Origin of the sequence: Paenibacillus sp. FSL R10-2771 (assembly GCF_038000205.1) — a bacterium.
Classification (GTDB): domain Bacteria; phylum Bacillota; class Bacilli; order Paenibacillales; family Paenibacillaceae; genus Paenibacillus_AQ; species Paenibacillus_AQ phytohabitans.
The window spans coordinates 1,044,533-1,069,745 of record NZ_JBBOBM010000001.1; the positions used below are offsets into that span (position 1 = coordinate 1,044,533).

General features: G+C 52.5%; 23 protein-coding genes. 17 read left to right on the top strand and 6 right to left on the bottom strand.

Annotated elements, in window-relative coordinates:
• Positions 1–200: 200 nt before the first annotated feature.
• The 3 genes from NSU14_RS04450 to NSU14_RS04460 all read right to left on the bottom strand — a co-directional run bounded on the left by NSU14_RS04450 (position 201) and on the right by NSU14_RS04460 (position 4,759).
• Positions 201–2,003 (bottom strand): ABC transporter ATP-binding protein, encoded by a 1,803-nt coding sequence (locus tag NSU14_RS04450; RefSeq protein ID WP_340943146.1) that lies wholly within the window; start codon positions 2,001–2,003, stop codon positions 201–203.
• The gene (locus NSU14_RS04455; RefSeq protein WP_340943149.1) at positions 1,960–3,696 is read right to left on the bottom strand and encodes an ABC transporter ATP-binding protein; all 1,737 of its coding nucleotides are present in this window, start codon (positions 3,694–3,696) and stop codon (positions 1,960–1,962) included. Before NSU14_RS04455 ends, NSU14_RS04450 begins: the two co-directional genes overlap by 44 nt.
• A gap of 73 nt (positions 3,697–3,769) precedes the next feature.
• Positions 3,770–4,759, bottom strand: coding sequence for a LacI family DNA-binding transcriptional regulator (locus NSU14_RS04460; protein ID WP_336103149.1), 990 nt, complete (start codon positions 4,757–4,759; stop codon positions 3,770–3,772).
• A 247-nt stretch (positions 4,760–5,006) separates the two neighbouring features.
• On the opposite strand from NSU14_RS04460, the gene NSU14_RS04465 reads away from it, so the two are divergent.
• The 3 genes from NSU14_RS04465 to NSU14_RS04475 all read left to right on the top strand — a co-directional run bounded on the left by NSU14_RS04465 (position 5,007) and on the right by NSU14_RS04475 (position 8,437).
• The gene (locus NSU14_RS04465; RefSeq protein WP_042139479.1) at positions 5,007–5,546 is read left to right on the top strand and encodes an RNA polymerase sigma factor; all 540 of its coding nucleotides are present in this window, start codon (positions 5,007–5,009) and stop codon (positions 5,544–5,546) included.
• Entirely contained in the window at positions 5,543–6,652 is a 1,110-nt protein-coding gene (locus NSU14_RS04470) for a hypothetical protein (protein ID WP_340943155.1), read from the top strand. Before NSU14_RS04465 ends, NSU14_RS04470 begins: the two co-directional genes overlap by 4 nt.
• A 759-nt stretch (positions 6,653–7,411) precedes the next feature.
• Positions 7,412–8,437, top strand: coding sequence for a LacI family DNA-binding transcriptional regulator (locus tag NSU14_RS04475; protein ID WP_336103152.1), 1,026 nt, complete (start codon positions 7,412–7,414; stop codon positions 8,435–8,437).
• Positions 8,438–8,591: 154 nt separating this feature from the next.
• Here the strand turns inward: NSU14_RS04475 and NSU14_RS04480 are convergent, their stop codons facing one another.
• Positions 8,592–9,545 (bottom strand): sugar kinase, encoded by a 954-nt coding sequence (locus NSU14_RS04480; protein WP_042139476.1) that lies wholly within the window; start codon positions 9,543–9,545, stop codon positions 8,592–8,594.
• A gap of 497 nt (positions 9,546–10,042) precedes the next feature.
• Between NSU14_RS04480 and NSU14_RS04485 the strand changes: the two genes are divergently transcribed.
• The 6 genes from NSU14_RS04485 (at position 10,043) to holA (ending at position 14,519) form a co-directional block, all read left to right on the top strand.
• The gene (locus NSU14_RS04485; protein WP_042139475.1) at positions 10,043–10,684 is read left to right on the top strand and encodes a bifunctional 2-keto-4-hydroxyglutarate aldolase/2-keto-3-deoxy-6-phosphogluconate aldolase; all 642 of its coding nucleotides are present in this window, start codon (positions 10,043–10,045) and stop codon (positions 10,682–10,684) included.
• A gap of 199 nt (positions 10,685–10,883) precedes the next feature.
• Positions 10,884–11,126, top strand: a complete 243-nt coding sequence (locus NSU14_RS04490; RefSeq protein WP_042139474.1) for a hypothetical protein — start codon at positions 10,884–10,886, stop codon at positions 11,124–11,126.
• Positions 11,127–11,214: 88 nt separating this feature from the next.
• Positions 11,215–11,379 (top strand): hypothetical protein, encoded by a 165-nt coding sequence (locus NSU14_RS04495; protein WP_179093540.1) that lies wholly within the window; start codon positions 11,215–11,217, stop codon positions 11,377–11,379.
• 25 nt (positions 11,380–11,404) lie between these two features.
• The gene (locus tag NSU14_RS04500; protein ID WP_039309588.1) at positions 11,405–11,956 is read left to right on the top strand and encodes an RNA polymerase sigma factor; all 552 of its coding nucleotides are present in this window, start codon (positions 11,405–11,407) and stop codon (positions 11,954–11,956) included.
• The gene (locus NSU14_RS04505) at positions 11,953–13,212 is read left to right on the top strand and encodes a zf-HC2 domain-containing protein (RefSeq protein WP_340943163.1); all 1,260 of its coding nucleotides are present in this window, start codon (positions 11,953–11,955) and stop codon (positions 13,210–13,212) included. The genes NSU14_RS04500 and NSU14_RS04505 overlap by 4 nt, the downstream gene beginning before the upstream one ends.
• Positions 13,213–13,499: 287 nt before the next feature.
• The gene (gene holA, locus NSU14_RS04510; RefSeq protein WP_340943165.1) at positions 13,500–14,519 is read left to right on the top strand and encodes a DNA polymerase III subunit delta; all 1,020 of its coding nucleotides are present in this window, start codon (positions 13,500–13,502) and stop codon (positions 14,517–14,519) included.
• Between the two features lie 165 nt (positions 14,520–14,684).
• Here the strand turns inward: holA and rpsT are convergent, their stop codons facing one another.
• Entirely contained in the window at positions 14,685–14,957 is a 273-nt protein-coding gene (gene rpsT, locus NSU14_RS04515) for a 30S ribosomal protein S20 (protein ID WP_039309591.1), read from the bottom strand.
• 180 nt (positions 14,958–15,137) lie between these two features.
• Between rpsT and gpr the strand changes: the two genes are divergently transcribed.
• From gpr to NSU14_RS04545, 6 genes are all read left to right on the top strand, one after another.
• The gene (gene gpr, locus NSU14_RS04520) at positions 15,138–16,148 is read left to right on the top strand and encodes a GPR endopeptidase (protein ID WP_042139471.1); all 1,011 of its coding nucleotides are present in this window, start codon (positions 15,138–15,140) and stop codon (positions 16,146–16,148) included.
• A 160-nt stretch (positions 16,149–16,308) separates the two neighbouring features.
• Positions 16,309–17,721 carry a stage II sporulation protein P gene (locus NSU14_RS04525; protein WP_076245063.1) on the top strand — a complete coding sequence of 471 codons (1,413 nt, stop codon included), beginning with the start codon at positions 16,309–16,311 and terminating at the stop codon, positions 17,719–17,721.
• Positions 17,722–17,751: 30 nt separating this feature from the next.
• Entirely contained in the window at positions 17,752–18,270 is a 519-nt protein-coding gene (locus NSU14_RS04530; protein ID WP_076245060.1) for a hypothetical protein, read from the top strand.
• Between the two features lie 225 nt (positions 18,271–18,495).
• On the top strand, positions 18,496–20,307 hold the full coding sequence (lepA, locus tag NSU14_RS04535) for a translation elongation factor 4 (RefSeq protein ID WP_042216867.1): 1,812 nt from the start codon (positions 18,496–18,498) through the stop codon (positions 20,305–20,307).
• Positions 20,308–20,547: 240 nt separating this feature from the next.
• A complete protein-coding gene (hemW, locus tag NSU14_RS04540; protein WP_042139467.1) occupies positions 20,548–21,720 on the top strand; it encodes a radical SAM family heme chaperone HemW in 1,173 nt (390 codons plus the stop codon).
• 92 nt (positions 21,721–21,812) lie between these two features.
• Entirely contained in the window at positions 21,813–22,304 is a 492-nt protein-coding gene (locus NSU14_RS04545) for an N-acetyltransferase (RefSeq protein WP_042141548.1), read from the top strand.
• Positions 22,305–22,521: 217 nt separating this feature from the next.
• Here NSU14_RS04545 and NSU14_RS04550 read toward each other — a convergent pair whose 3' ends face one another.
• Entirely contained in the window at positions 22,522–23,226 is a 705-nt protein-coding gene (locus NSU14_RS04550) for a hypothetical protein (protein ID WP_179093539.1), read from the bottom strand.
• Between the two features lie 233 nt (positions 23,227–23,459).
• On the opposite strand from NSU14_RS04550, the gene hrcA reads away from it, so the two are divergent.
• Both hrcA and grpE read left to right on the top strand, forming a co-directional pair.
• On the top strand, positions 23,460–24,491 hold the full coding sequence (gene hrcA / locus NSU14_RS04555) for a heat-inducible transcriptional repressor HrcA (protein WP_039309603.1): 1,032 nt from the start codon (positions 23,460–23,462) through the stop codon (positions 24,489–24,491).
• Positions 24,492–24,564: 73 nt separating this feature from the next.
• Positions 24,565–25,131, top strand: a complete 567-nt coding sequence (grpE, locus tag NSU14_RS04560) for a nucleotide exchange factor GrpE (protein WP_144026116.1) — start codon at positions 24,565–24,567, stop codon at positions 25,129–25,131.
• Positions 25,132–25,213 lie beyond the last annotated feature (82 nt).

The following is a 25,213-nucleotide window of genomic DNA, read 5'->3' on the forward strand; positions in this document are numbered from 1 at the left end:
AGCTATCTTGCTCATTTGAGCCTGAAACAGGCTGTCGCAGGCCAATTAACGGAATCTGAGTCCGCTTTGCCGGCAAATCTGCCCCATTTCGGCAAATAGCGGATTTTCAGTCCGCCTGACTGGCTGAGGTTCCCCGATGGGCTATGGGGCTAAGATAAGCCCCGCCAAGCACTATATTATTCCCCGTGTGAGCAGCGCCGTCACGAACTCATAATATGACTCCGGCTCTCCTCCAGCAGCTCGGCATAATATCCTCCCCGCTGCCGCAGCTCACGGGGATGTCCGGATTCGGCGATCCGGCCTTCCTTCATCGCAATGATAAGGTCTGCTCCGGCAATTGTAGACAGCCGGTGGGCGATGATCAGCGTCGTTCTGCCGCTGGCGACGTTGTCGATCGCCTTCTGGATCAGCTTCTCTGTATGTGTGTCGATGTTAGCGGTGGCTTCATCGAGCACGAAGATCGCCGGATCATGGGCGATGGCCCGGGCGAAGGAGATCAGCTGCCGCTGGCCGGCAGACAGAGTGCCGCCCCGCTCAGTGACCGGGCCCTCCATCCCGCTGGGAGAGCCCAGCACGAACTCTTCCGCGCAGGAGGCCTGCAGCGCTTCCAGCACGTTCTCCTCGGCAATATCATCGCCAAGGGTGATGTTGTCGCGGATCGTGCCGGAGAACAGGAAGACATCCTGGAGGACAACGGAAATATTCCGCCGCAGATCATCCAGCCGGATATCGTTCACATTGACACCGTCAATCAGAATCTCGCCTTTCTGCACGCGGTAAAAGCCGTTGATCAGACTGATAATTGTAGTTTTGCCTGCACCGGTCTCACCGATGAAGGCGGCGGTCTGCCCTTTAGCAATCACGAAGCTTACATCCTTCAGCACCCAGTCGGCGTCGTTATAGGCGAACCATACATGGCGGAACTCAATGGTTCCGTGCAGGCGGTCCATCGATAAGCCGCGATCCGGCTGCTCCAGGCGGTCCTCCTCACGGATCAGCTCATAGATACGCTCTGTGGATACGAGGGCAGACTGTATGGAGGTGTACTTGTCGGCCAGGTCGGAGATGGGGCCAAAGAACTGCTTGATGTACGTCGTGAACGCAAACAGCACGCCGATCTGCAGGTTGCCGCCGGAGATCCGGCTGATGCTGTACCAGACCAGAATGGCTACGGCCAGACTCTGGAACATATCCGAGGCGGGCTTCAGCACACTGTTGAGCCGGACCTGAATCAGGGTGGTTTTGAAATATTCCCCGTTCAGCTTCAGGAATTGATCCTCTTTTTCCTTTTCTGCGCGGAAGCTTTGGATAACACGCATCCCGGAGATACTCTCAGCAATGAACCCGTTGATCTGTCCAATAAAGTGCTTCATATGGAAGAAGTTCTTTTTGATCCGGTTCTTAATGAAGAGAACCAGGAAGGCCATCACCGGAATCACAGTAAAAGAGACCAGCGTTAAGGACGGGCTGAGCAGCAGCATGGCGTAGATTATCCCCAGCAGCAGCAGGACATCCTTGACCAGCGAGATGACCACATCGGTGTATAGCTCGCTGATCTCAGCGGTGTCGTTGGTGGCCCGGGTAATCAGCCGCCCGGAGGAGGTGCGGTCCAGATAAGGCAGGGGGAGCCGTTCAATGATGGAGAACACTCTGACCCGCAGCTCATGGATCAGGCTCTGTCCCGCTTTGCCGGCAATCAGCGCCTGGAGATAGGAGAAGATTCCGCCAGCCGCGGCTACGGTCACATACAGCAGGGCTAAGCCTCCAATCGAATTCAGTCCGCTCTGAGCAGCGCCTCCGATCAGGAAGTGGTCGATCACGCGCTGCAGAATCAGCGGCTGGATCAGAAAAGCGCCATTTACAATCACCACGCACAGACAGGCAAGCAGAAGCTGGAACTTGTAAGGGGCAGATAACCGCAGCAGGAGCCTTACTGCACCAGCTTCGGATTTGTCCCGTCTAGCAGACCTCTCCTTCTTCAAGCTGTTCGGTATAGATGTCATAATACATGCCTCCTTTCTTCAGCAGCTGCTCGTGGGTGCCCCGTTCGGCAATGCGCCCTTTATCCAGTACGATGATCTCGTCGGCTTCCATGATGCCCGATACCCGGTGCGAGATCAGGATATTGCTCTTCCCCTTGCGGGTCTGCCGCAGGCTGTTCAGAATTTGCCCTTCCGTTACCGCATCCACCGCTGACAGCGCATCGTCCAGAATCAGGATGGCCGGTTTCCGGATCAGTGCCCGCGCGATTGCGAGCCGCTGCTTCTGTCCGCCGGACAGGTTCACACCGCGTTCACCCAGCAGAGTGTCATAGCCGTCCGGGAACGCCTCGATACTTCCGGCAATTTGGCTGAGCGCTGCGGCATGCTGCACATCCTCGTCCGTATAGCCGTCTTTGAACAGGACAATATTGTCCTTCACGGAGGCGGCGAATACGAAGGTATCCTGCGGCACAACCCCAAGCCCCTCCCGCAGCGGGTCCAGGGCATAATCGTTGATATCCCGCCCGTCGAGCAGAATGTGCCCAGGCTTCACGTTGAAGAAGCGGAAGAGGAGGGAGGCCAGGGTGCTTTTGCCGGAGCCGGTCCTGCCGATGATTCCCAGCGTGTGTCCTTTTGGCAGAACGAGCGAGATCTCATGCAGTGCCGGAACATCGGAACCTTCGTAATAGAAAGTCAGCTGGCGCAGCTCCATAGATCCTTCCGGCTGAATAGGGACAGCGTTGGGGAGATCCGTGATTTCAGGCTGAACCCGCAGAATATCATTTAATCTTCCGAGTGAAGCCAACCCGCGCTGGAATATCGTCACGATCCGTCCGATCGACACAATTGGACTTACAATCAGACTGAGGTAGCCGTTAAAAGCGACAAAGTCACCAATACTGATCTCCCCCCGCAGCACCATCCGGCCGCCAAACATCAGATTCATGACGAAACAGACGGCGAAGCCGAATTCAATCATCGCAGGAAGGGCGGCGGACACTTTGATCAGATCCAGGTTGGCTTGCTTCATACGGCTGCTCAACTCACTGAATTTCTCCATTTCAGAGCGTTCCTGCACATAGGCCTTAATGACGCGGATGCCCGAAATGTTCTCCTGAACCCTGTCCGAGACGGCGCCGAACTGATTCTGTACGATTCTGAACCGGGTCTGAACCTTGCGGCCGCTGAAGAGCATCAGGAGAATGATGAAGGGGAGCGGGGACAATGTGAGTAGAGTGAGGCTGGGGCTGACTGACGCGAACATGAAATAGACCGAGGAGATACAGATAACAATTCCGTTAAAAGACATCGCCGTAGCCGGACCGAAGGTCATGCGCACCGCTGAAATGTCGTTGATGGCATAAGCGATCAGGTCGCCGGTCTTGCGGCTGCTGAAGAATCCGGGAGAGAGCTTCAGGAAGTGCCGGTACAGCTCCTCGCGGATGTAGCATTCCAGGTTCCGCCCGTTTGCGATAATAATGTTTCTCCAGAGGAAGGTACAGAGGAAGATGATAGCGGCAATCAGCACCATCCAGAAGACCTGGGTCAGCACCTGCCCCGGCTCAAAGCCGTTATTCTTCATCAGATCGACCGCACTGCCAAGCACCTTGGGGAACAGCGTTTGAATGAAGGAGGCGGCGAACATGAAGGCGAAGCCTATAATGTAGCTTAGCTTGCGTGACTTGAAGAACCGCAGTAATACAGATGAATTCATCGGTTTCCCACCTTTACAATACCCTTGTTATAGATAGTGCGCATGTTAAATAAAGAGCCCGGGGTTTACAAAATCACAGCTCCCGCACGGAGTCCCGCTCCACCAGTGTGCTGAGAATGGCGATGTTCTCAGCAGGCTTGCCGGGCTCAGCGATCCGTTTCAGCAGTGTGGCAACAACCGTACGGCATGAATATTCGATATTCAGATCCATCGTGGTCAAAGCGGGCAGCGAGAAGGCCGAGACCTCGGTATTGCCGCTGCTGAGCACCGACACCTCTCCGGGCACTTTGATGTTCTGCTCCTGCAGCTCGCGAAGCAGTTCAACCGCAGTGAAATCATGATCACAGATGAAAGCACTGGGCAGCAGGCCGTCCGCAATAAGGCCGGACAGTCTCAGATGAAGAGTTTCATCCCGCCCCAGAAAAAGCTCATCATCCACAGGCACCCCGTGCTCTTCCAATGCAGAGGTGATGCCGGTTTTCTTTTCCTTGTTGCGGTAAGCACTGGGATCTCCAATGAAACCAATCCGGCGGTGCCCCCGGTCCAGCAGATATTTGCACTGCTTATAGCCCGCGCCCAGGAAACTGAACCATACACTGTCGTAATCATAGGCCGGTGAATAACCGGTATAGAAAATCAGATTCGGAATCTGCTCATGGATAAAAGAGGCATATTCCAGATTAAACCTGCCGATCAGGATAACCCCGTCGAACTTGAACCCCCGGCTCAGGCGGTAAGGCAGGATCAGCTTATTCTGATTCTCCTTATCCAGAAACTCGATGCTGTAATCGGTCTCCGCCTTCTGCAAAGCGAGCTCAATCCCTTGTACCATGTAGCTGAAATTGCTGTTATCATGCGAATAGGGCTTCTGGTGCAGCACCAGAATTCGGGCAGGCGTATGCTTTTTGGGCTTAATATAGCCCATTTCCGCTGCTTTCCGTACAATGGCTGCCTTCAGCTCGTCGCTGATTCCGGGTTGATTGCTGAGTGCCCGGCTGATTGATACAGGTGAGAGGCCCATGGCCTGGGCGATATGTGTGATCGTTACTTTTTTAGTCTTCAAAAGAATCCCCCGCTTTATCGTGCTGCCGCAGTATATCGCTTCCGGCACTGTTATTATAATCATCCATTCCATAGGAATCTACGATAAAAAACGTAAAAAACAACGTAAAAAATAATTTTTTTAACGTAAATTTAAGGAGAATCGTGTGCATCTCTTATTCGCAAATAATTTTTGACATGAATATGGGGTTTACTGGGAACCGTTTCGGATCTGCGGAGTCTTATTGGGCGAGAGGGGAGAGTGAAGCATGCAAAGTAGAGAGATGCCTTATAGCGTGACCATCGCTCCGTCCATAACCCTGCGGGAAATGATGGAGACTTACGGTTCGGATGTGTGGAACTATGCTTTTTTCTTAACCCGCAGCCGGGAGCAGGCAAGTGATATCAGCCAGGAGGTATTCCTTAAGGCATATAAGAGTGTCGGCAAGTACCGGGGCCAGGCCACCTTGAAAACCTGGCTGCTGACCATCACGCGCAACACCGCGTTCAGCTGGAGGCGGAACAGCTTCTGGCGCAGATTCGCTCCGCTTGGCGACCGGGAGGATACCGGAGAAGCAGCCTTGTCCGCAGAGAAGGAAGCCATCGGCAATCAATATGCGAACCGCATCTGGGAGATCATTATGGAGCTGCCGGATAAGTACAGAGAGGTGCTGGTGCTGGATATTCAGCAGGACTTATCGGTGGCCGAGATGTCCGCTCTGCTCGGCATCGCGCAGGGGACTGTCAAATCCCGGCTCGGCCGGGCCAGAAATAAAGTGAGAACGGCGATAAAGGAGGAAGACCTGTGAAGAAGGAATACGGGGACGAACAAGTACAAGTAATGAGCGGAACGCAGGATTGGTATGGCAAAGCAGGACGCAACCCGCTGGCCGAGCCGGGCTTTACACCGCAGCTGATGGCCAAGATTGAACAGGCTGCCGAGGAGCGTTCTGCGGGAAAACGCAGTCTGCGGTTCGGGCGTATAGCAGGGCTTGGCGGACTGGCAGCGGTCTTGCTGTTCGGAGTGCTCCTATGGCCGTTCGGACAATGGGGGGACGGCAATCCGATGGGGCAGCTGGCGGCGATCTTCAATCAAAGTTCTGGTGCAGCGGCAATTCAGCCTTCGGCATCACCTGCAGCTACTTCTTCCTCATCGCCGCAATCTTACAATCCGCCGATTGGCTCTGCTGAATTTGAGATAGGCGGGATGAAGTACTACATGCCCCTTCCTTTAAACAGAAATAAAGGACTTGCGCGTGCCGTAGAAACGAATGCCGGGATTGTATGGTCGCCTCCACCCCCGATGGTAAATTACAGTAAGCCTAAATACACACATCCTACTGAGCCGTACACCTTGTATCTGTCTCCAAAAGGGCAGCCGGAGCTATCGGAGGCTACGTCTAAGCGGATCTATTCCTTTCCGCTGTATGCGGGAGGTTCGCAGACCTATTATGAATTGGGCGTAATCTTTGCCGGCGGCGATCATGTGGTTATGACCAGCAGCACATATACGTTAGGCAAGGGCGGAATCAGAACCCCGGTAAAACTCTCAGCCGTTAACGTAACTGCGGCCGCAGCCGGTGAGACCGTTACGCCAGTTGATCTGTTTACTTTGAAGAATGAACACTTCGAATACAGATCTTATCTTGCAATCGATAAAGTGAATGATGATATGCTGCTCGTCTATTATAGCGACAATAGTCATAACGGTTACGACGTCCATGGCCGGCTATACGACATGGCAACAGGCGGAATTCAGGACGTGGTCAGCAAGATCGGCATGGACATTCAGGGGCAGCAGCAGACGGCTACTTATGAAGTGAACGGGACAAAACGTAAAGCGGAAGTAGTGTTCCTCCTCGGCCGGAAGTGGTATTCCGATTCCGAATGGCTGAGTATGTTGAAAGGACAGTGAGTTACACAGCCAAAAAGGAAATTGAGCATCAGGGTTTAATAATGATAAAACTCAACGATGCTGAGTGATGAACAGATTCATGTTACATTGCTTCACTATCGTAGCAGGTGTTCCGGATTGCGCGAGTTGGAGCTTGGTGCTGCCTTAGATGTCGGCTGATGCTTCCCGGGGCTCCGGAGCTGACGCATGCGAGGAGATGCAGGAGGAAACCCGGTGAGATTACGGGGGACCTCTTCTTTTTGCTCCCAAATCCCCAGCTTCGCACATTCTGCGGTTTCCTGCCAAACTCCTGCCCCTTACGGACTGTAAAGCGCTTATTATCTCTATTTGGCACATTTGACCACTCTTGCGGACTGGAGTGCGCTTATTGTTTCCAAATCGCGCAGTTTTCAGGTGATTTACAGTGAATAAGAGCACTGGAGTCCGCAAGCAAGGCGAAATGATGTTTTTTGAGAAAATAAGCGCATCTCAGTCCGAGCCTATCGTGCTGGCTGTGTTTTTAGTACCCTCTACTATCGCCTGCCCGCCGCTAATGCCCCGGCACTATCCGCCCAATTCGGAATCACTTTCCCTAACCCTCGACACCTCATATTTCCAAATTCCGCGCCCTTAGCTCCATCCCTCTAGATAATTTACTAAAAAAAAGCTATACTTTTTGGTAATATCAGAAAGTAAAGTTTTTCTCCGTTTATCACTAGTAATCTTAGCGGTAACGTAACAACCGGGTTTGGTTCTATATAGAAGAGTGGGGCGGGGTAAATGAAAAAGCTGACCATAGAGGATGTGGCCCAGAAAGCGGGCGTATCGAAAAGCACGGTTTCGCAATTTTTGAATAAACGGTTCAAATATATGAGTGAGGCGACCAGACAGCGTATCGCTGAGGTTATCGATGAGCTGAACTACCAGCCGAATGGACTGGCCCGCAGCCTGAAGCAGAACCGTACGCATATGGTGGGTATTATTGTGGCCAATATTGATTATTCGTTGTCCATCCAGTGTATCCGGGCGATTGAGAATGAGCTGCAGCGCCACGGAATTCAGGTCATTATCTGCAACGCTGACGAGAATGCGGACAAGGAGAATACTTATGTGGAGACGCTGGTCGCCCGCCAGGTGGACGGTCTGATTATTTTCCCGACCGGCGATCTGCCTGCGCCATACATTAGGCTGATTGAAGCGGAATACCCGCTGGTCTTCATGGACCGGCTGGTAGACGGGATCTCGACCCAGAGCCTGCTGCTCGATAACGAGATGGCGGTGAAGACTGCGGTCAAGGAGCTGACCAAACACGGACATGAGGCGGTCGCCATATTGTCACTGCCGCTTGGCCTGAATGCTATTACCCCGCGCAAAGAGCGGATGAGCGGTTACAAAAAAGCGATGGAGGAAGCTGGCCTGCCGCTGCAGGATGCCTATATGCGCAGTGTGCCGCGGGATGAAATCGCCATTGCGCTGGATGAGCTGCTACGGCTTCCCCAGCCGCCGACGGCGCTGATCGCCGCCAATGATCTTGTACTAGGGGAGATCCTTAAGTACGCGAACCGTAATGCCATTGCCATTCCCGGCCAGCTGTCCGTCATTGGGATTGACGATGCCGAATTCGCCCGGATCTATAATCCGGACATCACTACGATCCGCCAGCCGGCTTATGAGATGGGCATGCAGGCTGCGAAGATTATGCTCTCCCTGATCAACGATGCGGACGGCTCCGTGCCGATTACCTACCGTTTTCCGCCTTCGCTGCAGCAGGGCCAGTCGGTCCGGCCGCCGGTGCTGAAGAAATAAAACGGTTTATATAAAGTTCTGCACGAAAAGGAGCGTCATAATAAGCCGGGTGGCTTATTATGACGCTCCTTATTTCAAAATATAAGATTTCATATGCTGTTTGCTGAATCGCACTTTTTTGGATCAGACGTTCCCGGCAGCTGCGGGAAGCCGTTTACACGCCAGCGTTCATGAATTTCTCCAGCCCGTCACGGGTTGGAAGTCCGTCCATATCGCCAGGGGACATCACTGCGAGCGCGCCGATTGCATTGCCGCGCTTCACAGCTTCGGCTACGCTCAGCTTCTCCAGCATGGCGCTGATTACGCCAACGGCGAAGCCGTCTCCGGCGCCGACTGTATCCACAACCTGCTCCACCTTGAAGCCGTCCACATAACCTTCTTCACCGGCGGACGTTTTGTAATAAGCACCTTCAGGACCGAGCTTGATGACAACAAGGGATACGCCGCGTTCCAGATAGAAACCGGCAATCTCTTCCGGAGTATCAAGGCCGGTCAGGATTTTGCCTTCACCGTGTCCCGGCAGGAACCAGTCGCAGCGGGTCGCCAGGTCATTGATTGTATTGACCATGGTTTCTGTGTCCGGCCAGAGGGTCGGGCGCAGATTCGGGTCGAGCGAGACGGTTTTGCCGCGCTGCTTCATGAATTCCATGGCATGCAGCGAGAACTCATGGCAGGAAGCCGAGAGGGCGGAAGAGATACTGGTGACATGCAAATGACCTGCAGAAGCGAAATAATCCTCATTGAAGTCAGCCAGGCTCAGCTTGGAGGCGGCGGAATTTTTGCGGAAATATTCAACCTTAGGATCTCCGGTCAGCACTTTGGATTTGATCAGCATGCCGGTGGAGAACTCCTTGGTCGTTGTAATGCTGTCCGTATTAATTTTCTCTTTATTCAGCGCACCAACGATGAATTGGCCGAAGTTGTCTTCGCCAAGCTTGGTCACATAACCGGTCAGGTGCTCCAGGCGTGACAATCCGGTGGCCACATTGCTCTCCGCACCTGCCAGCGCTTTCGAGAAAGAAGTAACCTCATGCAAGGGGCCGGCTTCATTGGCGTAGAACATGGCCATAGGCTCCCCGAATGTGACTGCATCCAGCTGTTTACTCATTAATAGTTCCTCCTAAAAGTTTTGATAGCATAAGGCTTCCTGAATTCACTTCGCAAAACTCGCTACGGAAGCGTACGCTTAAGTTTTGATAGCATAAGGCTTCCTGAATTCACTTCGCAAAACTCGCTACGGAAGCGTACTCGAAATGTTTGGTAAGCATAAGCAAAGGTTCAGCATGAACCCCGTATAAAGCTGTGGGATCGAATATAAATTGAAATTATCACATAAAACGGTTTTGTACAATATAGCTTTGCTCATTCAGCGGCCTTATTTTATTAGGAAGTTGCGTAACTTAAGTCGTAAATCCTTGATATATAAGCTTTTTATGCGTTTATTTAAAGTGTATTTCCGTTGTTCACATAAATATATATTGACTGATGGCAACAATATTATTACTATTTTCTTAGAAGGATAAAGCCTGGTGTTAGTAAATTAGATAAATTAGTTTATCTAAATAAATATTCTTATCAGAATGTACCCAGAGAGGAAGTTTCTAAATGAAGAAAATCAAAGTATTGCAGAACATCACGTCTGTTGGCGTTGTAGCCGTTATCCGCGCGGATAATGCCGATGATGCTTATAAAATGTCGGCAGCCTGTATTGAAGGCGGACTGAACAACATTGAAGTCACCTTCACGACTCCGGATGCAGATGTGGCGATCAAGCGCCTCGTTGCCGAATATGGAAGCCGCGCTGTGATCGGTGCAGGTACAGTGCTCGACCCGCTTACCGCAAGAATCGCTATTCTGGCCGGTTCGGAATTTGTGGTCAGCCCTTCTTTTGAAGAAGATACCGCCAAGATGTGTAATCTTTACGGCATTCCTTATATGCCGGGCTGCATGACGCTGAATGAAATGAAGGAAGCCCTGAAGCTGGGCGTGGATGTGCTGAAGCTGTTCCCTGGCAGTGCGTTCGGACCGGACTATGTCAAGGCAGTTAAGGGCCCGATGCCGCATGTGAACATTATGCCTACCGGCGGCGTGGATCTGAACAATATGGAGAAGTGGATCAAGAACGGCTGTATCGCTGTCGGCATCGGGGGCAACCTGACTGCACCGGCCAAAGAAGGCCGTTATGACCAGGTCACAGAATTGGCTGCACAGTATGTGGCGAAATTCAAAGAGATCCAAGGTCTGTAAGCTGGCAGAGCCGTTCGCGGATCTGAAGCTTTATACCATGTGAAATGTCTTGCCTCTATTGGGCAGGGCATTTTTTTGTCTGCCTGATTTCCCGGATGTGTAAATGATGGAAAAGGGCCGATCAGGGCAATACTTACAACTAGGATTGGGGTGCTGAAGCGCCTGCCGAAATTGATGAGCTTTCCTGAAAGGTGATGCTATGCCAGGCGACGATATTCGCAGCAAGCTGTATCCCACTTTGAATATGGAAGAGGCGGAGTATATAGAAATCCGCTCCGCTGTACACGGCTGCAGGGTGACTATAGGGGCTTTTTATAAGCTGCACCGGAACTATAATCACCCGCAACTTTTTACGCAGGGGGAAGTATATGTGCTTGATGATGATTCCAGGGAGAATTATGCCGTCCTCCTGCTATGCGCAGCTACACTTTATAAATTATAGGGCAGTCTTCATTCGCAGGGGGTTAACGTGCGGGGCTGCCTGCTTTTCATGTCATTTTTGTAACAAACTTCTATAAAAGAGTATTTGAATGATTGAAGCATCCCCTGTATGCTTAGTAAGGATTATGGACCGGTCTGCGGCAGCCGCAGAAAACGGAAACCTGGTCTTCCTTATGGCGTTATTATCCAAGTTTGGTATTCCAAAAATATTGATTACAGGCTTGCAACAAATTCGCAGTCTTGCGCGTCAGTAAGATTGCATAGAGAGGGGGAACCTTCGTGGTGGAGCAGGGACTCATCAGAGCCGCTCAAGCGGGCGATCGCGACGCTCTAATCACCCTATTGCGAGAAATTGAAGGACATGTGTACAAGACAGCCTTCTACATTCTGCATAATGAACAGGATGCTCTGGATGCATCTCAAGAGGCATTAATCAGGGTGTATACCAAGATTGGCTCCTATGAGGAGAAGGCCCAGTTCAAAACATGGGTTCAGCGGATCGTGACGAACATCTGTATTGACAAGTTCCGGAGAACGAAGCCTACTGTTTCTATCGATGAGCACGAAATGGTGTTCCAGGATAATAAACATAACGTAGAGCGTGAAGTGATGTCGGGTTACCTGGCGGAGGATATCCGCGAGGCGATCGATCAGCTTCCTGAACATCACCGGACGGTGATTGTACTCCGGTATTTACAGGATTTTTCTTACAACGAGATTGCAGACTGTCTGGATCTGCCTTTGAACACGGTGAAATCCTATCTGTTCAGGGCCCGGGCACAGCTGCAGAATAGACTTCAGGAGTATCAGAAAGGTGGTGTGTCAGGATGAAGTGCGCGGAGGTGATGGAATGGATGCACCGCTATTTAGATCATGATCTCAGTCAGGAAGAAATGCTTGAAATGTTCCGTCATATCGACGATTGTCCTTCCTGCGCGGAAGTCTTTGACCGGCTGACGATGCTCTCCCGGCAACTGGAGGAGCTGCCGGATGTGAAGCCTCCCTTCAGTCTGGTCGACTCTATCCTGCCGCAGCTTGAAGAGCTGGACCGCGGCGTCCGGGAGGAGCCTGTTATGGTGGGATCTGAAGATCCCAAGATTGTTCCCTTTACACGCCAAAGCACCCGCGGCAAGAAGCCCAAGGGCGCTTCAATCGCAACACGGACAGGCATCGGTGCTGCTGCGGCAGCGGTGATTCTGTTATTCGCCGTCTTCAACATGCCGGAGAGCATGCCGGGTGCGGATATGGATCAGGCGTATAATGCAGCAGGAAGTGAAGCTTCCTCTAAGATGATGACGGGAGCCGCAGACAATGCAGCTCCGGCGGATGCAGGACAGAACAACAGCACTGACGGCGGCGCTGAGATCTTCTTCTCAGAGCAAGCCACGGCGGAGCCGAATGCTGAAGAAGGTACTCCTCTGAACAGTACAGGGCCTGCTGCCGGGGATAGTGCGGATGTTGCAGACAATGCTGACGGAGCGGACGCAGGTCCGGCTCCGGCCAAGGAGCCTCCGGCAACGCAAGCCCCTTCCGCCAAACGCAATGCCACAGCACCGCCGGCAGAGAATTCCCGGAAGAGCAGCAGCGGGAATGATGACCTTGCCGCTGATCCGGCTGCCCAGAGCCAGATATTCATGGGCACGGCCCAGGAGGATGCAATGGCTGATATGGCAGCTCCCGAGGAGGGTGCATTGCAGCCTTCCGCAGCACCGGAGCCTGGAGCAATGGGTCTGTTGCCTGCTCTGGTAGCTTCCCAGCCTTCATGGCCATCCCCGGACGGCCGTTATACGGCTGAGCTGGCCGGACAGCAGGTTGTAATCTACAGCGCTCCTGCAGGCAGTGCAGAGGGAGAACGGGTTGCGCTGAATTCTCTGCCCATGGAAGGGACCTGGGTCTCCGGCGTGTGGTCGGAGGATAGCAGCCAGTTCACCTATGTAACACAGCTGCAGGATGGTACGCAGGCAACGAAGACATACACGGTTCCGGGAGAGACATCAGCACCGGTTCCTTCCGTTGCTCCATCAGCTTCCGCTTCCCCGCAGTCCAGCCCGGTGATTACTCCGGACGCGGCAACGTCCAATAAATAATCGTGAACTGGAACTTTTTAAGCACCTGCGGAATATGCTAGGGTATGAGGACAGGAATTACAGGATTTGCGAGTATCATCGGTATGACCGCCGGATGGTAAGTTTCTAGAGCTTCCCTCTCCGTCGTTTATATAGATGCGCCGCTGAAACGGAGCAACTTTGGCCCTGGCTGCCGAGGTTGCTCCGTTTTTGCCTATATTTGCAGGCGTTTTTTTGTTAAAATGTATGAATGTATGTGTTGTACGTTGTACGCAACCAGGCAATGAAATGGAAAAGGAAGTGGCGGGATGGATGCCAAAACGGCGGCCAAAGACATCAAACAGGGGAAAATTTCACCGCTGTATGTACTGTATGGCAGCGAGAAATTCCGGATGAATGAATTCACGGCCATGCTGGAGGAACACCTGATAGCCAAAGAGGACCGTGACTTCGCGGTGATTCCCTTCGATCTCTCCGAAACGCCGGTGCAGGCCGTCATAGAAGAAGCAGAGACGGTTCCGTTTATGGTAGAGCGCAAGCTGCTGCTGGTGCGGGATGCCGCCCTGTTCACTGCAGGCAAGGAGAACGGCAAGATAGAACACCGTGTAGAGCTGCTAAGCGATTATATGCAGCATCCTGCTGAATTCAGCGTGATTGTATTTATGGTGAACAACGATAAGCTGGATGAACGCAAAAAAATCGTCAAAACAGCCAAGGCCTCCGGCACCGTCTTAGCCTTCAATCCGCTGGGTGCGGAGGAGCTGCTGCGCTGGGTGGAAAAGGGCTTCCGCGACCGCGGCTGTACGGCTGCTCCGGGCACAGCTGAGGTGCTCATTGCAAGTGCCGGAACCGGGCTGCAGGGCCTGTCCGCAGAGATGGACAAGCTGTGCCTGTTCGCCGGTACTGGCGGTAAGGTGGATGCTGCGGCAGTAGAGAGTCTGGTCCACCGCGGCACGGAGCAGAACATATTTACGCTGGTGGAGGATATCGCGAATCTGCGCCTCGATAAGGCACTGAATACGCTCTATGAGCTGCTGAAGCAGCGGGAGGAGCCGATCAAGATCGCTGCACTGATTGCGCGGCAGTTCAGGATCATACTGCAGGTCAAGGATCTGTCCGGTCTGAGCTATTCGCAAGGGCAGATTGCCTCCCAGCTCGGGCTGCATCCGTATGCGGTCAAGCTTGCGGGAGAGCAGGCCCATAAGTTCGGCAGCCAGCGTCTGCGGCAGATTCTCAGCATACTGGCCGATCTTGATTATCAGATGAAGACAGGTGCAATCGATAAAGTGCTGGGGCTGGAGATGTTTATGCTTCGCCTTGGCGTGTAATCAGGTACAGGTTAGCGTAGCCTAAGAGCCTGTCCGCTCCGCATCCATGCGGGTGGGCAGGCTCTTGGGCTATTCCGGCATAAGAAAAAGAGCACAAAAAAACCTAACCGTATGCAGCATAGCGGTCAGGTTCTTCAAGTGCTCGTTATGATTGTCGCCCGTGGCTTAAGCTTGAGCCTTCAGAGCGTTCAATTTCTTAGCCAAGCGGGATTTTTTGCGGGCAGCCGCATTTTTATGAACCAGGCCTTTAGTTACAGCCTTGTCCAGCTTTTTGGAAGCAGCTTGGAAAGCAGCGTGAGCAGTTTCCACTTCCGTACCTGTCAGTGCTACATCAGCAGTTTTCACAGCTGTACGAAGCGCGGACTTCTGGGAAGCGTTCAGTGCACGGCGTTTCTCGATCGTCTTGACGCGTTTAACCGCGGATTTGATATTTGGCATTGCATTCACCTCCTGGAAGACATTCGAAATCATCATATGATTCACAACTTAAAATAGTTTAGCATGAAGGGTAGCAAAAAGCAACACTAAAAGCTTTTGAATTATAGCACCGGGGATTGTATAAACAGCGGCTTTCTCTCGCACACTATCGGCAATATGCTTAAGGAGGCTGAACTAATAATGGAACTGGATCTTCAGCTGTATTCGGTACGTACGGATTTGGCAGTGGAAGCAAAGGAAATGGCTCAAGCGCGGTCCAATGCGCCCATTCCCGGCGTCAATGAAGAGGTGCAGGAAGCAGATGGCATCAAGGTTACCCGGCTTGCTGTAGCAGACAATGCCGGTTCCCAGGCGATCGGACGGGCCATCGGCAACTACGTAACGCTGGAGGTTCCGGCACTGCGCGGAGGGGATACCGGCCTGCAGCAGAAGGTTTCCACTGTGTTTGCCCGTGAATTTGAGCATTTTCTGGACAGGATCGGCATTAACCGTAACTCCTCCGTACTCATTGTAGGGCTCGGCAACTGGAATGTAACTCCGGACTCTCTTGGGCCGCTGGTCGTGGAGAATTCGCTGATTACCCGGCAGTTCTATGAGCTGGTTCCTGATCAGGTCTCGCCCGGCTACCGGAATGTGAGTGCGATTGCCCCTGGTGTGCTCGGCCTGACAGGTATTGAGTCCAGTGAGGTTGTGCAGGGGATTGTAGACCGTACGAAGCCGGATGTGATTATAGCCATTGATGCCCTGGCCTCCCGTTCGCTGGAAAGAATCAATACAACGATCCAGATTGCCGATATCGGCATCCATCCGGGTTCAGGCATCGGCAACAAACGGCGGGGTCTGACCAAGGAGGTGTTGGGTGTCCCCTGCATCGCTATCGGCGTCCCTACTGTCTGCTACGCCTCAACGATCGTCAACAACGTGCTGGAGATGATGAGCAATCATTTCGGGAAGATGGAAGGCGGCGGTGCCCATACCAAAGAGATTATGGGCTTGCTGGATGATATCTCCGAGCAGGAGCGGCTGGCGCTGGTTAAGGAAGTGCTTGAACCGCTGGGGCATGACCTGATCGTCACTCCCAAGGAAATCGATGAATTTATTGAAGAGATCGCCAATATTGTCGCCAGCGGACTTAACGCTGCACTGCATGAAGCTGTAGATCCTGGCAATGTTGGTGCCTACACGCACTGATCTTCACCGTTCTTCACAGGCCCGCACAGTCTGCCGCAAGGCAGCACTGCCCTGCGGGTCTTCTCTATGTCCTCTCATTCTAAGGTTCTAGCATTACTCTTCCGCTCATAGATTTGGAGTATGAGAGATTACAGAGGGCTTAGAGGAGGACATAACAATCATGAACAGAAAATGGTTTCAGCTATGGAATATTGGCCGGCTGCGGGGAAGGCTGCTGGATGTTCTGTCGCTGGGGAGAACGATGCTGCTGCTGGCCGGAGGTTCACTTGTATTTTTCATGCTGCTTGGAGCCGGCGGATTGGCCGGACAGAAGCTGAACTCTTCACCCATTCCCTCTATGAAGGGCTTGGCTGCTTCACTCTCCAGCGGATTCTTCATGGAGCTGCTGGGCATGGAGGTTCCGCATTTGCCGCAGGGTGAGGAGCCTTCAGCATTCTCGGGCGACAAGGTTACCTCCTTCGTATTCCGGCTGCTCACCAGCGTCGACCCGGGCGATCCCAAAAGTCTGGTATCGCGTGAGATGCCCGGCCTTGCGGCAGATGATCCCTTCCTGCTCCGGGAAGGCTCCGGGGGGACAGGTACGGCAGGGGCGCCTGCGGATTATCATCCCGGTGTCGATGAATTAGCGGCTGGTGGCGAATCAGGAACCGGTGCTGATCCGGGAACGGACCTGGGCACAGGCACAGAGGCGGGGACCAATGATCCGCCTGCCGGAGGCGAAACGGACAACCCGGGCGGAGAAGTTGTGCAGCCGGAGGCTACGCCTGCACCGGATTCAAGCGGTACGGTTACAGACCCTGGTGAGAGCGAAGGTTATTCGGGGAGCGGAGATGCGGAGAACGGTACCGGGGATACCTCGATCAAACGTATCCTAATCTATCATTCCCATCCCCGCGAGGCCTATAATCCTCTGCTTGGCGCAGCAAGCGATAATCCAAGCTCTGCGGTTCCTTCCAAGAATGTAATGCTGGTAGGATCATATATTGCCAAGCGGCTGGAAGCCCGCGGGATAGGAACTGTCCATGCCCAAGAGGATTACGCCACGGAGGTGCCGGATTATAACTGGAACTTCTCCTATAAATATTCACGCATGACTGTGAAATCGGCGATGGCCGCCAATCAGGAAATGAGTGAGCTGATCGATATCCACCGCGACTCGCAGCGGCATGGCAAAACCACAGCAGAAATCAATGGTAAAAATTATGCACAGGTGTACTTCATCCTCGGGCATGCGAATAAGAATTGGAAACAAAATGAGGCCTTCGCCAATCAGATTCATCAGCTGCTGGAGAAAAATTATCCGGGAGTATCCCGTGGCATATGGGGGAAATCCTCAGGAAACGGGAATAATGGGGAGTATAACCAGACACTATCCCCGAACAGCGTGCTGATTGAGGTAGGCGGAATCGATAATTCTGCCGAAGAGTTGAAGCGGACAGCAGATATTCTGGCAGATGCCATCGCGGATGTGTACTGGGCCAGCCGGGATGCAGAGAAGGCGGCGGCGCCTGAAGAGGGCGATGTCAAACTGGAGGGCACGAGCGCGAAGACATCCGCAGGCGGTGCTTCCTGAGCTAATTCACTTGAAAAAGGAGCGGGGAATATGACGCGGTTCGGTAAAAAGCTGGTCATGGTCGGGATATGGGCGGGAGTCGGGCTTCTGGTGGGTCTGCAATTCGGCGGCGGCAGCGGTTCAGGAGTCTCCGGCGTGCTGCCGGGCTGGAACACTATGGCCGGGAATACTTCTTCGGCCGGTGGACAGCTCCCTGCAGGGCAGAGCAGCACAGCGGGAGCTGCGTCTCTTCCGGCCGCGGGTAGGGCTCAGGGCGGGCAAGCCTATGTATATGTGCCGGTTGTCATTGATCCGGCTACCGGGGCCTATAAGGTGCTGCCTGTGCAGCAGCCGGCTGCAGCTGGTACGGATACAGCAGCCGGGACGGGGAGCCTTCCGCAGCAGGAGGTGAAGGACTACACTACCCTCAGTCCTGAGCAGATTCTGATTCCCGGGGAACAGAAGCCGACCGTAGATGTGCTCGCGGACAAGACGGCAGGCCTGCTGCAGCAGGCTTCGCAGAAAAGCATCCGCTGGGTAGTCTCCCTCTTCGATTCATCGGAGGAGTGAAGGAGTGTCCGTGTGCAGCCGGACAGACTTCGAAGGTTAATATGTCATTATGGAACGGTTGCCGCTTAAATTGGAGCGCGCAGCCGTTCCTTTTTCACGGATTCTCCTGTAATTTTTGGCTGCCCCGGGTGTTTCTTTATTTTCCCGCAGCTGGCGGGATTGATGGGTGAAGCCCGTACTGTTATAATAAGAGGATTAACATTAGGCTGTCTGTGGGGGTAAGGAATGACTGACGTTCAGAAACGACAACAACAAATCCGCAATTTCTCGATTATTGCACATATAGACCATGGCAAATCGACACTGGCTGACCGTATTCTGGAGTATACAGGTGCGCTCACTTCGCGTGAAATGCAGGAGCAGGTACTCGATCAAATGGACCTGGAGCGCGAACGCGGTATCACCATTAAGCTGCAGGCTGTACGCCTGACTTATCGTGCCGACGATGGACAGGATTATTATCTGAATCTGATTGATACACCGGGGCATGTCGATTTCACATATGAGGTATCCCGAAGTCTTGCCGCCTGCGAAGGCGCACTGCTGGTAGTGGATGCAGCACAGGGGATTGAAGCCCAGACCCTGGCTAACGTGTATCTGGCACTCGATAACAATCTGGAGATTCTTCCGGTGCTCAACAAGATTGACCTTCCGAATGCCGATCCTGACCGGGTGAAGCAGGAGATTGAGGATGTAATCGGGCTGGATACGAGCGAAGCGGTTCTGGCTTCCGCCAAAGCCGGCATCGGCATTAAGGAGATTCTGGAGCAGGTCGTTAAGCAGGTTCCGGCGCCGACAGGCAACTCCGAAGAACCGCTCAAGGCTCTGATCTTCGATTCCCACTATGACCCGTACAAAGGCGTTATCGTCTATGTCCGCGTTATGGACGGAAGTATCCGTGCCGGTTCCAAGATTAAGATGATGGCAACCGACAAAACCTTTGAAGTTATCGAAGTCGGGGCATTCATGCCGCGTATGACCATTGTGCCTGAGCTGAACATCGGCGATGTAGGGTTTATTGTGGCCGGGATTAAGCATGTAGGAGACACGCGTGTCGGTGACACCGTGACGGATGCCAAGAATCCGACGCCTGAACCGCTGCCGGGCTACCGCAAGATCAATCCGATGGTCTACTGTGGTCTGTATCCGATTGAGACCTCTGATTATAATGATCTGCGTGAAGCGCTGGAGAAGCTGCAGCTGAACGATGCTTCACTTAGCTTCGAGCCGGAAAGCTCCAGTGCCCTGGGCTTCGGCTTCCGTTGCGGCTTCCTTGGACTGCTGCACATGGAGATCATTCAGGAGCGGATTGAGCGCGAGTTCAATCTTCCGCTGATTACTACAGCACCAAGCGTTATTTACCGCATCAAGCTGACTAACGGTGAGACCATTCAGATCGACAATCCGTCGCATTATCCGGAGATCGGGACGATTGACTTCATTGAAGAGCCATATGTGAAGGCAGGAATTATTGTACCGAATGACTTCGTAGGTACAGTTATGGAGCTTTGCCAGAACAAACGCGGCGAATTCGTTAACATGGAGTATCTGGATACGAACCGTGTAACCATTACGTATGAGATTCCGCTGTCCGAGATTGTATATGACTTCTTCGATCAGCTGAAATCGGGAACAAAGGGTTATGCTTCCTACGATTATGAGATCTCCGGATACCGCCAGTCGAATCTGGTGAAGATGGATATCCTGCTCAACAATGAGCAGGTCGATGCGTTGTCCTTCATCGTTCACCGCGACCGCGCTTATAACCGCGGCCGGGTCATCTGCGAGAAGCTGCGCGGCATTATCCCGCGCCAGATGTTCGAGGTGCCGATCCAGGCATCCGTCGGCACGAAGGTGGTTGCGCGCGAGACCGTTAAGGCGATGCGCAAGAACGTACTGGCCAAATGCTACGGCGGTGACATTTCGCGTAAGCGGAAGCTGCTGGAGAAGCAGAAGGAAGGTAAGAAGCGCATGAAGCAAGTCGGCAGCGTAGAGGTGCCGCAGGAAGCGTTCATGGCTGTGCTTCAGATTGAGTAGCAGCGTGCAGGCTCCTTGGAGCTGACAGCTGGATTATAGACCTGCAAGGGAAGCCGTAGGGCTTCCCTTTTCTGGAAATGTTATTTTTCCCGGAGAAACAGGATTAAGATAATAATCAATCGCTTATTTCTCGCAGAAACGGGTGCCGACCTAAGCAGGGCGGCGCAGCCGTTTCTTCTTACTTTTCAGCAGCAGAGGCTGCAAATAGCTTTTACATTAAATAGAACAAAGGAGACAGCTATGAACACAGCAAACAATGGCCGTCCCCCTGAGGCCGTATATATTCATATCCCGTTTTGCACCAATAAGTGCTTCTACTGTGATTTCAATTCCTATGTCCTGAAGGATCAGCCGGTCATGGAGTATCTGTATGCCCTTGACCGTGAGATGGAGTTGACCGTGAAGAACACGCCTCCCGGTGTAATCAAGACTATTTTTGTCGGCGGCGGTACGCCTACAGTGCTAAAACCGGATGAGATGGCATATTTCCTGCAATCGGTCCGCAGACACTTCCCGCAGTGGGATGAGAATATCGAGTTCTCTATGGAAGCTAATCCCGGCACTACCGATATAGATAAGCTCAGAGTAATGAAGGAAGGCGGCGTCAACCGGGTGAGCTTCGGCGTTCAGGCGTTTCAGAACGAGCTGCTTAGCGGAATCGGCCGTATTCATGATGTGGATGATGTCTACCGCAGTCTGGAGAATGCCCGCGCGGCCGGGCTGGATAATCTTTCGCTGGATCTGATGTTCGGCCTGCCGAACCAGACGGTGGATATGCTGAGAGAGAGCATCGACAAGGCGCTGGCGCTGGATCTTCCCCACTATTCTATCTATAGTCTTAAGGTTGAGGAGAACACGCTGTTCCACACCCTATTTAATAAGAACAAACTTCCCCTGCCGAATGAAGAGGATGAGCTGGCGATGTATCTGCTGCTTATGTCCACCATGGAAGCTGCGGGTTATACGCAATATGAGATCAGCAATTTTGCCAAGCCGGGGCTGGAGAGCCGCCACAATATTACCTACTGGCGCAACGAGGATTATTATGGCCTCGGTGCCGGGGCGCACGGATATGTGGGCCGCCAGCGGCATATGAATATCAAGGGCGTTAATCCGTATAATGAAGCTACGCGCAGCGGGCTGCCCCGTCTGGACAGCTTCCCTATCTCCGAGCAGGAGGCGATGGAGGATTTCATGATGGTCGGCCTGCGGATGCGCGAAGGGGTGTCGGATACGGCATTCCGCTCACAATTCGGGAAGTCGCTGGAGGATATTTTTGCGGGATCGCTGCATAAAATGCTTAAGGCAGGGCTGCTGGAGCAGTCGGGGGAAACCTATCGTCTGAGCAAGCAGGGAATCCTGTTCGGCAACGATGTATTTGGAGAATTTGTCGGTGCTTTGACAGAAGTTTAATTTTAAAATACCCCTTGAATTGTAATTCACTCTGTTGTATATTTATTCATATTAACAACGAGGGGTGAGTCAAAGTGCTTGTCAAAACGGATATGTTCCGCCAGTCTTCTCCTGCGGGAGATCAGCAAGTGATATGCAGAAATGCTACAGTGGAGGATGTAGAGCCGCTGTATCTGATGATAGAGGAATACGCTCAGCGCGGAATTATGCTGCCCCGTTCCAGGCAAGCACTGGCCCGCCAGATCGATCAGTTCGTGATTGCTGAAATCGGCGGCAGATTTGTCGGCTGCGGATCCTTGTTCAGACTCGGAAGCGACCTCGTAGAGGTACGTTCGATTGGTCTGCGGGATGAAGGCAAGGGCAAAGGCGTAGGCTCGATGATTCTGGAGAAGCTGACGGAAGAAGCCAGACGCCAGAAAATTCCGAAGATTATGGCTTTGACCTATGCCGTGGATTTCTTCCTCAGAAACGGCTTCGATGTGGTGGAGAAGGAGATTTTCCCGGAGAAGGTCTGGACTGATTGTGTGCACTGCAAGAAGCAGCATGCCTGCGATGAAATTGCTGTGCTGAAGAGATTGGATTAACCCGGGGGCCATAGGTTCTGCGGCAGCCTATATAATAAGAAACCACTGCCTACGGATCGGAAGCTCCGGGGGGAGTGGTTTTTTTGCGCGGATATGTGGATGTTACACTTCACTCTATATAGTGAATATTTGGATCTGTGCTGCTGTTGTTGCTTCTAAGCATTCAAGTTGTATAACGTACAACAATTCCGCTTTGCACACACATGCGGTTGACCGGTTACCTGGCATAAATAAGCTTGCGCTGCTGCTCTATCAGCTCGGCCAGCTCCGGAGTGGCATATGCAGAGTGAAATGAAGGGAACATTGTATTATAGGCAATCCTTCTGGTGGACCCGTCTTTCATTTCGATTTCCATCCAGTACAGATTGCCCACCCAGCTCTTGGTCTGTTTGGACAGCTCCTCTTGCGGGATGTACTCCAGCTTGGGGAATTCACGGATAAATATGGCGTTGGCCTCCGGAGTAAAGTCCATCAGGTCTGAACCGTCATTGCCGCTGATGAAACGGACGGTTTGTATTTTGCCCTCGGCATCCAGCAGATCGTTAAGGGTTCTGGCTGCAGGGTTGCTGTACGCCTCATAGAGCTGGTCACCCGCCCAGATTCTCGCCGAAGGTTTATATCTATTCACTTCATAGAGCTGAGTACCTGTCTTCAGATTCGTGGCATCTCCATCCTGCACCTTCTTACGGGGACATCTATGCTCGGTTTTGCTGTAGGTAATCTTGCCGATAGCCTTTCCTTTGCTCAGTCCGCTGAGATCACTATCCGTTTCACCGCCATAGAGGACACCATTCCATTGCAGGACGGATGCATAATCCACATCGTCAAAGTAACACTTGTTCTGAGTTGTTTTCACTGTATAGGCCGTAAGCAACAGCACACATAGGATCACGGCGGATAAGGCAAATAACCATGGTTTCATCAAGCGCATTTCATCACCCCTTGTTCTATCTGACGATGAAGCGGATGAATGGTTGCGGGGGCATATCCGAAATAATGGTTTTATCTTGAAAAAAATGCATCTGCCAGTGCTTTGTGATTTGTGAAACTGACTTGACAATGCCAAGGTCAGTTTGGTATTTTTGTATTAGTGGTTAGCACTCATCTGACTAGAGTGCTAACGAATCGGAGCCACAGCCGATAGGAGGGAATAACATGTTAACTGAACGCCAGAGAATGATACTGAATGCAATCGTAGATGATTATATTCTTTCCGCTGAGCCGGTAGGCTCGCGCAGTATCTCGAAACGCGGCGATGTAGGCTACAGTCCTGCAACGATCCGCAACGAAATGGCTGATCTTGAGGACCTGGGATACCTGGAGCAACCTCATACTTCGGCAGGGAGAATCCCTTCTCATAAGGGCTACCGCTATTATGTGGACCATCTGGTACCGTGGAATTCCGCCGAAACGGCCGAACTGGGCACGATCCGCGCTTTTTTCGCCGAGAAGCTGAATGCGACAGAGCAGGTTATCCAACATGCGGCAATGATTCTTTCCAATATGACGAATTATACTTCCATCCTGCTGGGACCGGAGGTTTTTCATACTTCATTGCGCCACTTTCAGCTGCTTCCGCTCGATGACAACACTGCGGTGGCGATTATCGTTACCAGCACGGGACAGGTGGAGAACAAGATCGTCAACCTTCCTCCGGATATTTCTGTATCCGAGATGGAGAAGGTCGTCAATCTGCTGAACAGCAAGCTGGTGAATGTACCGCTCTATAAGCTGAAGAGCCAGCTCTATTCCGAGCTGGGTGAGGAAATGCAGCGTCACATCTCCCACTATGAAGAATTAATGCAGGTGCTGGACACGGCGCTCGAAAGCGACCATGAACAGCGCATCTATCTCAGCGGTGCAACGAATATGCTGACCCAGCCGGAGTTCAAGGACGTCGACAAGGTGAAGAATATTCTGGATCTGCTGGAAGAGACGCCAACCCTGCTCAAAATGCTGACCCCGGCAAGCGGCGGAACAGGGATGCAAGTGCGCATTGGTACAGAGAATAAGCATGATGCTTTTGCGAACTGCAGTCTGATTACCGCTACCTATTCGCTGGATGGCAAGGCGCTGGGGAGCATCGGCATCCTGGGTCCGACCCGGATGGAGTATGCGCGCGTAATGGGCATTCTGGGGATTCTGTCCCGGGATTTGACAGCGATGCTGGCACACTGGTATAAGTGAACAGAGCGTAATTGATTACGGTGAATGATGATAAGGAGGTGAAGACAACTTGAAAGAGGAAGAGGTTCAGGAAATGAATGAACAGAATGATCCCTCCATAAATGAAAACCAGGCTGCTGATGAGGCGGAAGCTGCAGAAGGCACTGGCACATTTACGGCTGAAGAGGCCGGCGAGGCGGCTTCAGGCAGTGGAGAGGATTTCGGACGGCTGCAGGAGCTTGCGAATGAACATCAGGCGCGCGCACTGCGTGTACAGGCTGATTTCGATAACTTCCGCCGCCGCACACAGAAGGAAAAGGAAGAGCTGGCGCAATATGCGACTTCCAAGCTCGTAACTGAATTGCTTCCGGTACTCGACAATTTTGAGCGTGCATTGGCTACATCTCCGGCAGGCGCGGATTCCGAAGCGTTCACCAAAGGCATCAATATGATTTTCCGGCAGCTGGATGGAGTGCTGAGATCTGAAGGACTTACAGCTATGGAAACGGTAGGACAGCCTTTTAACCCTGAATATCATCAGGCGATCATGCAGGTGGAGAGCGAGGAGCACGAGGAAGGCATCGTGACAGAAGAAGTCCAGAAGGGCTATCTCCTGAAAGATAAAGTTCTTCGTCCGGCCATGGTCAAAGTCAGCATGTAGTTCTGTCTATATAAGTGAGCATTATTCTATGAAGACAATGTTACACCACAATAACAATATGAATGGTTGAAGCCCCGGGCTT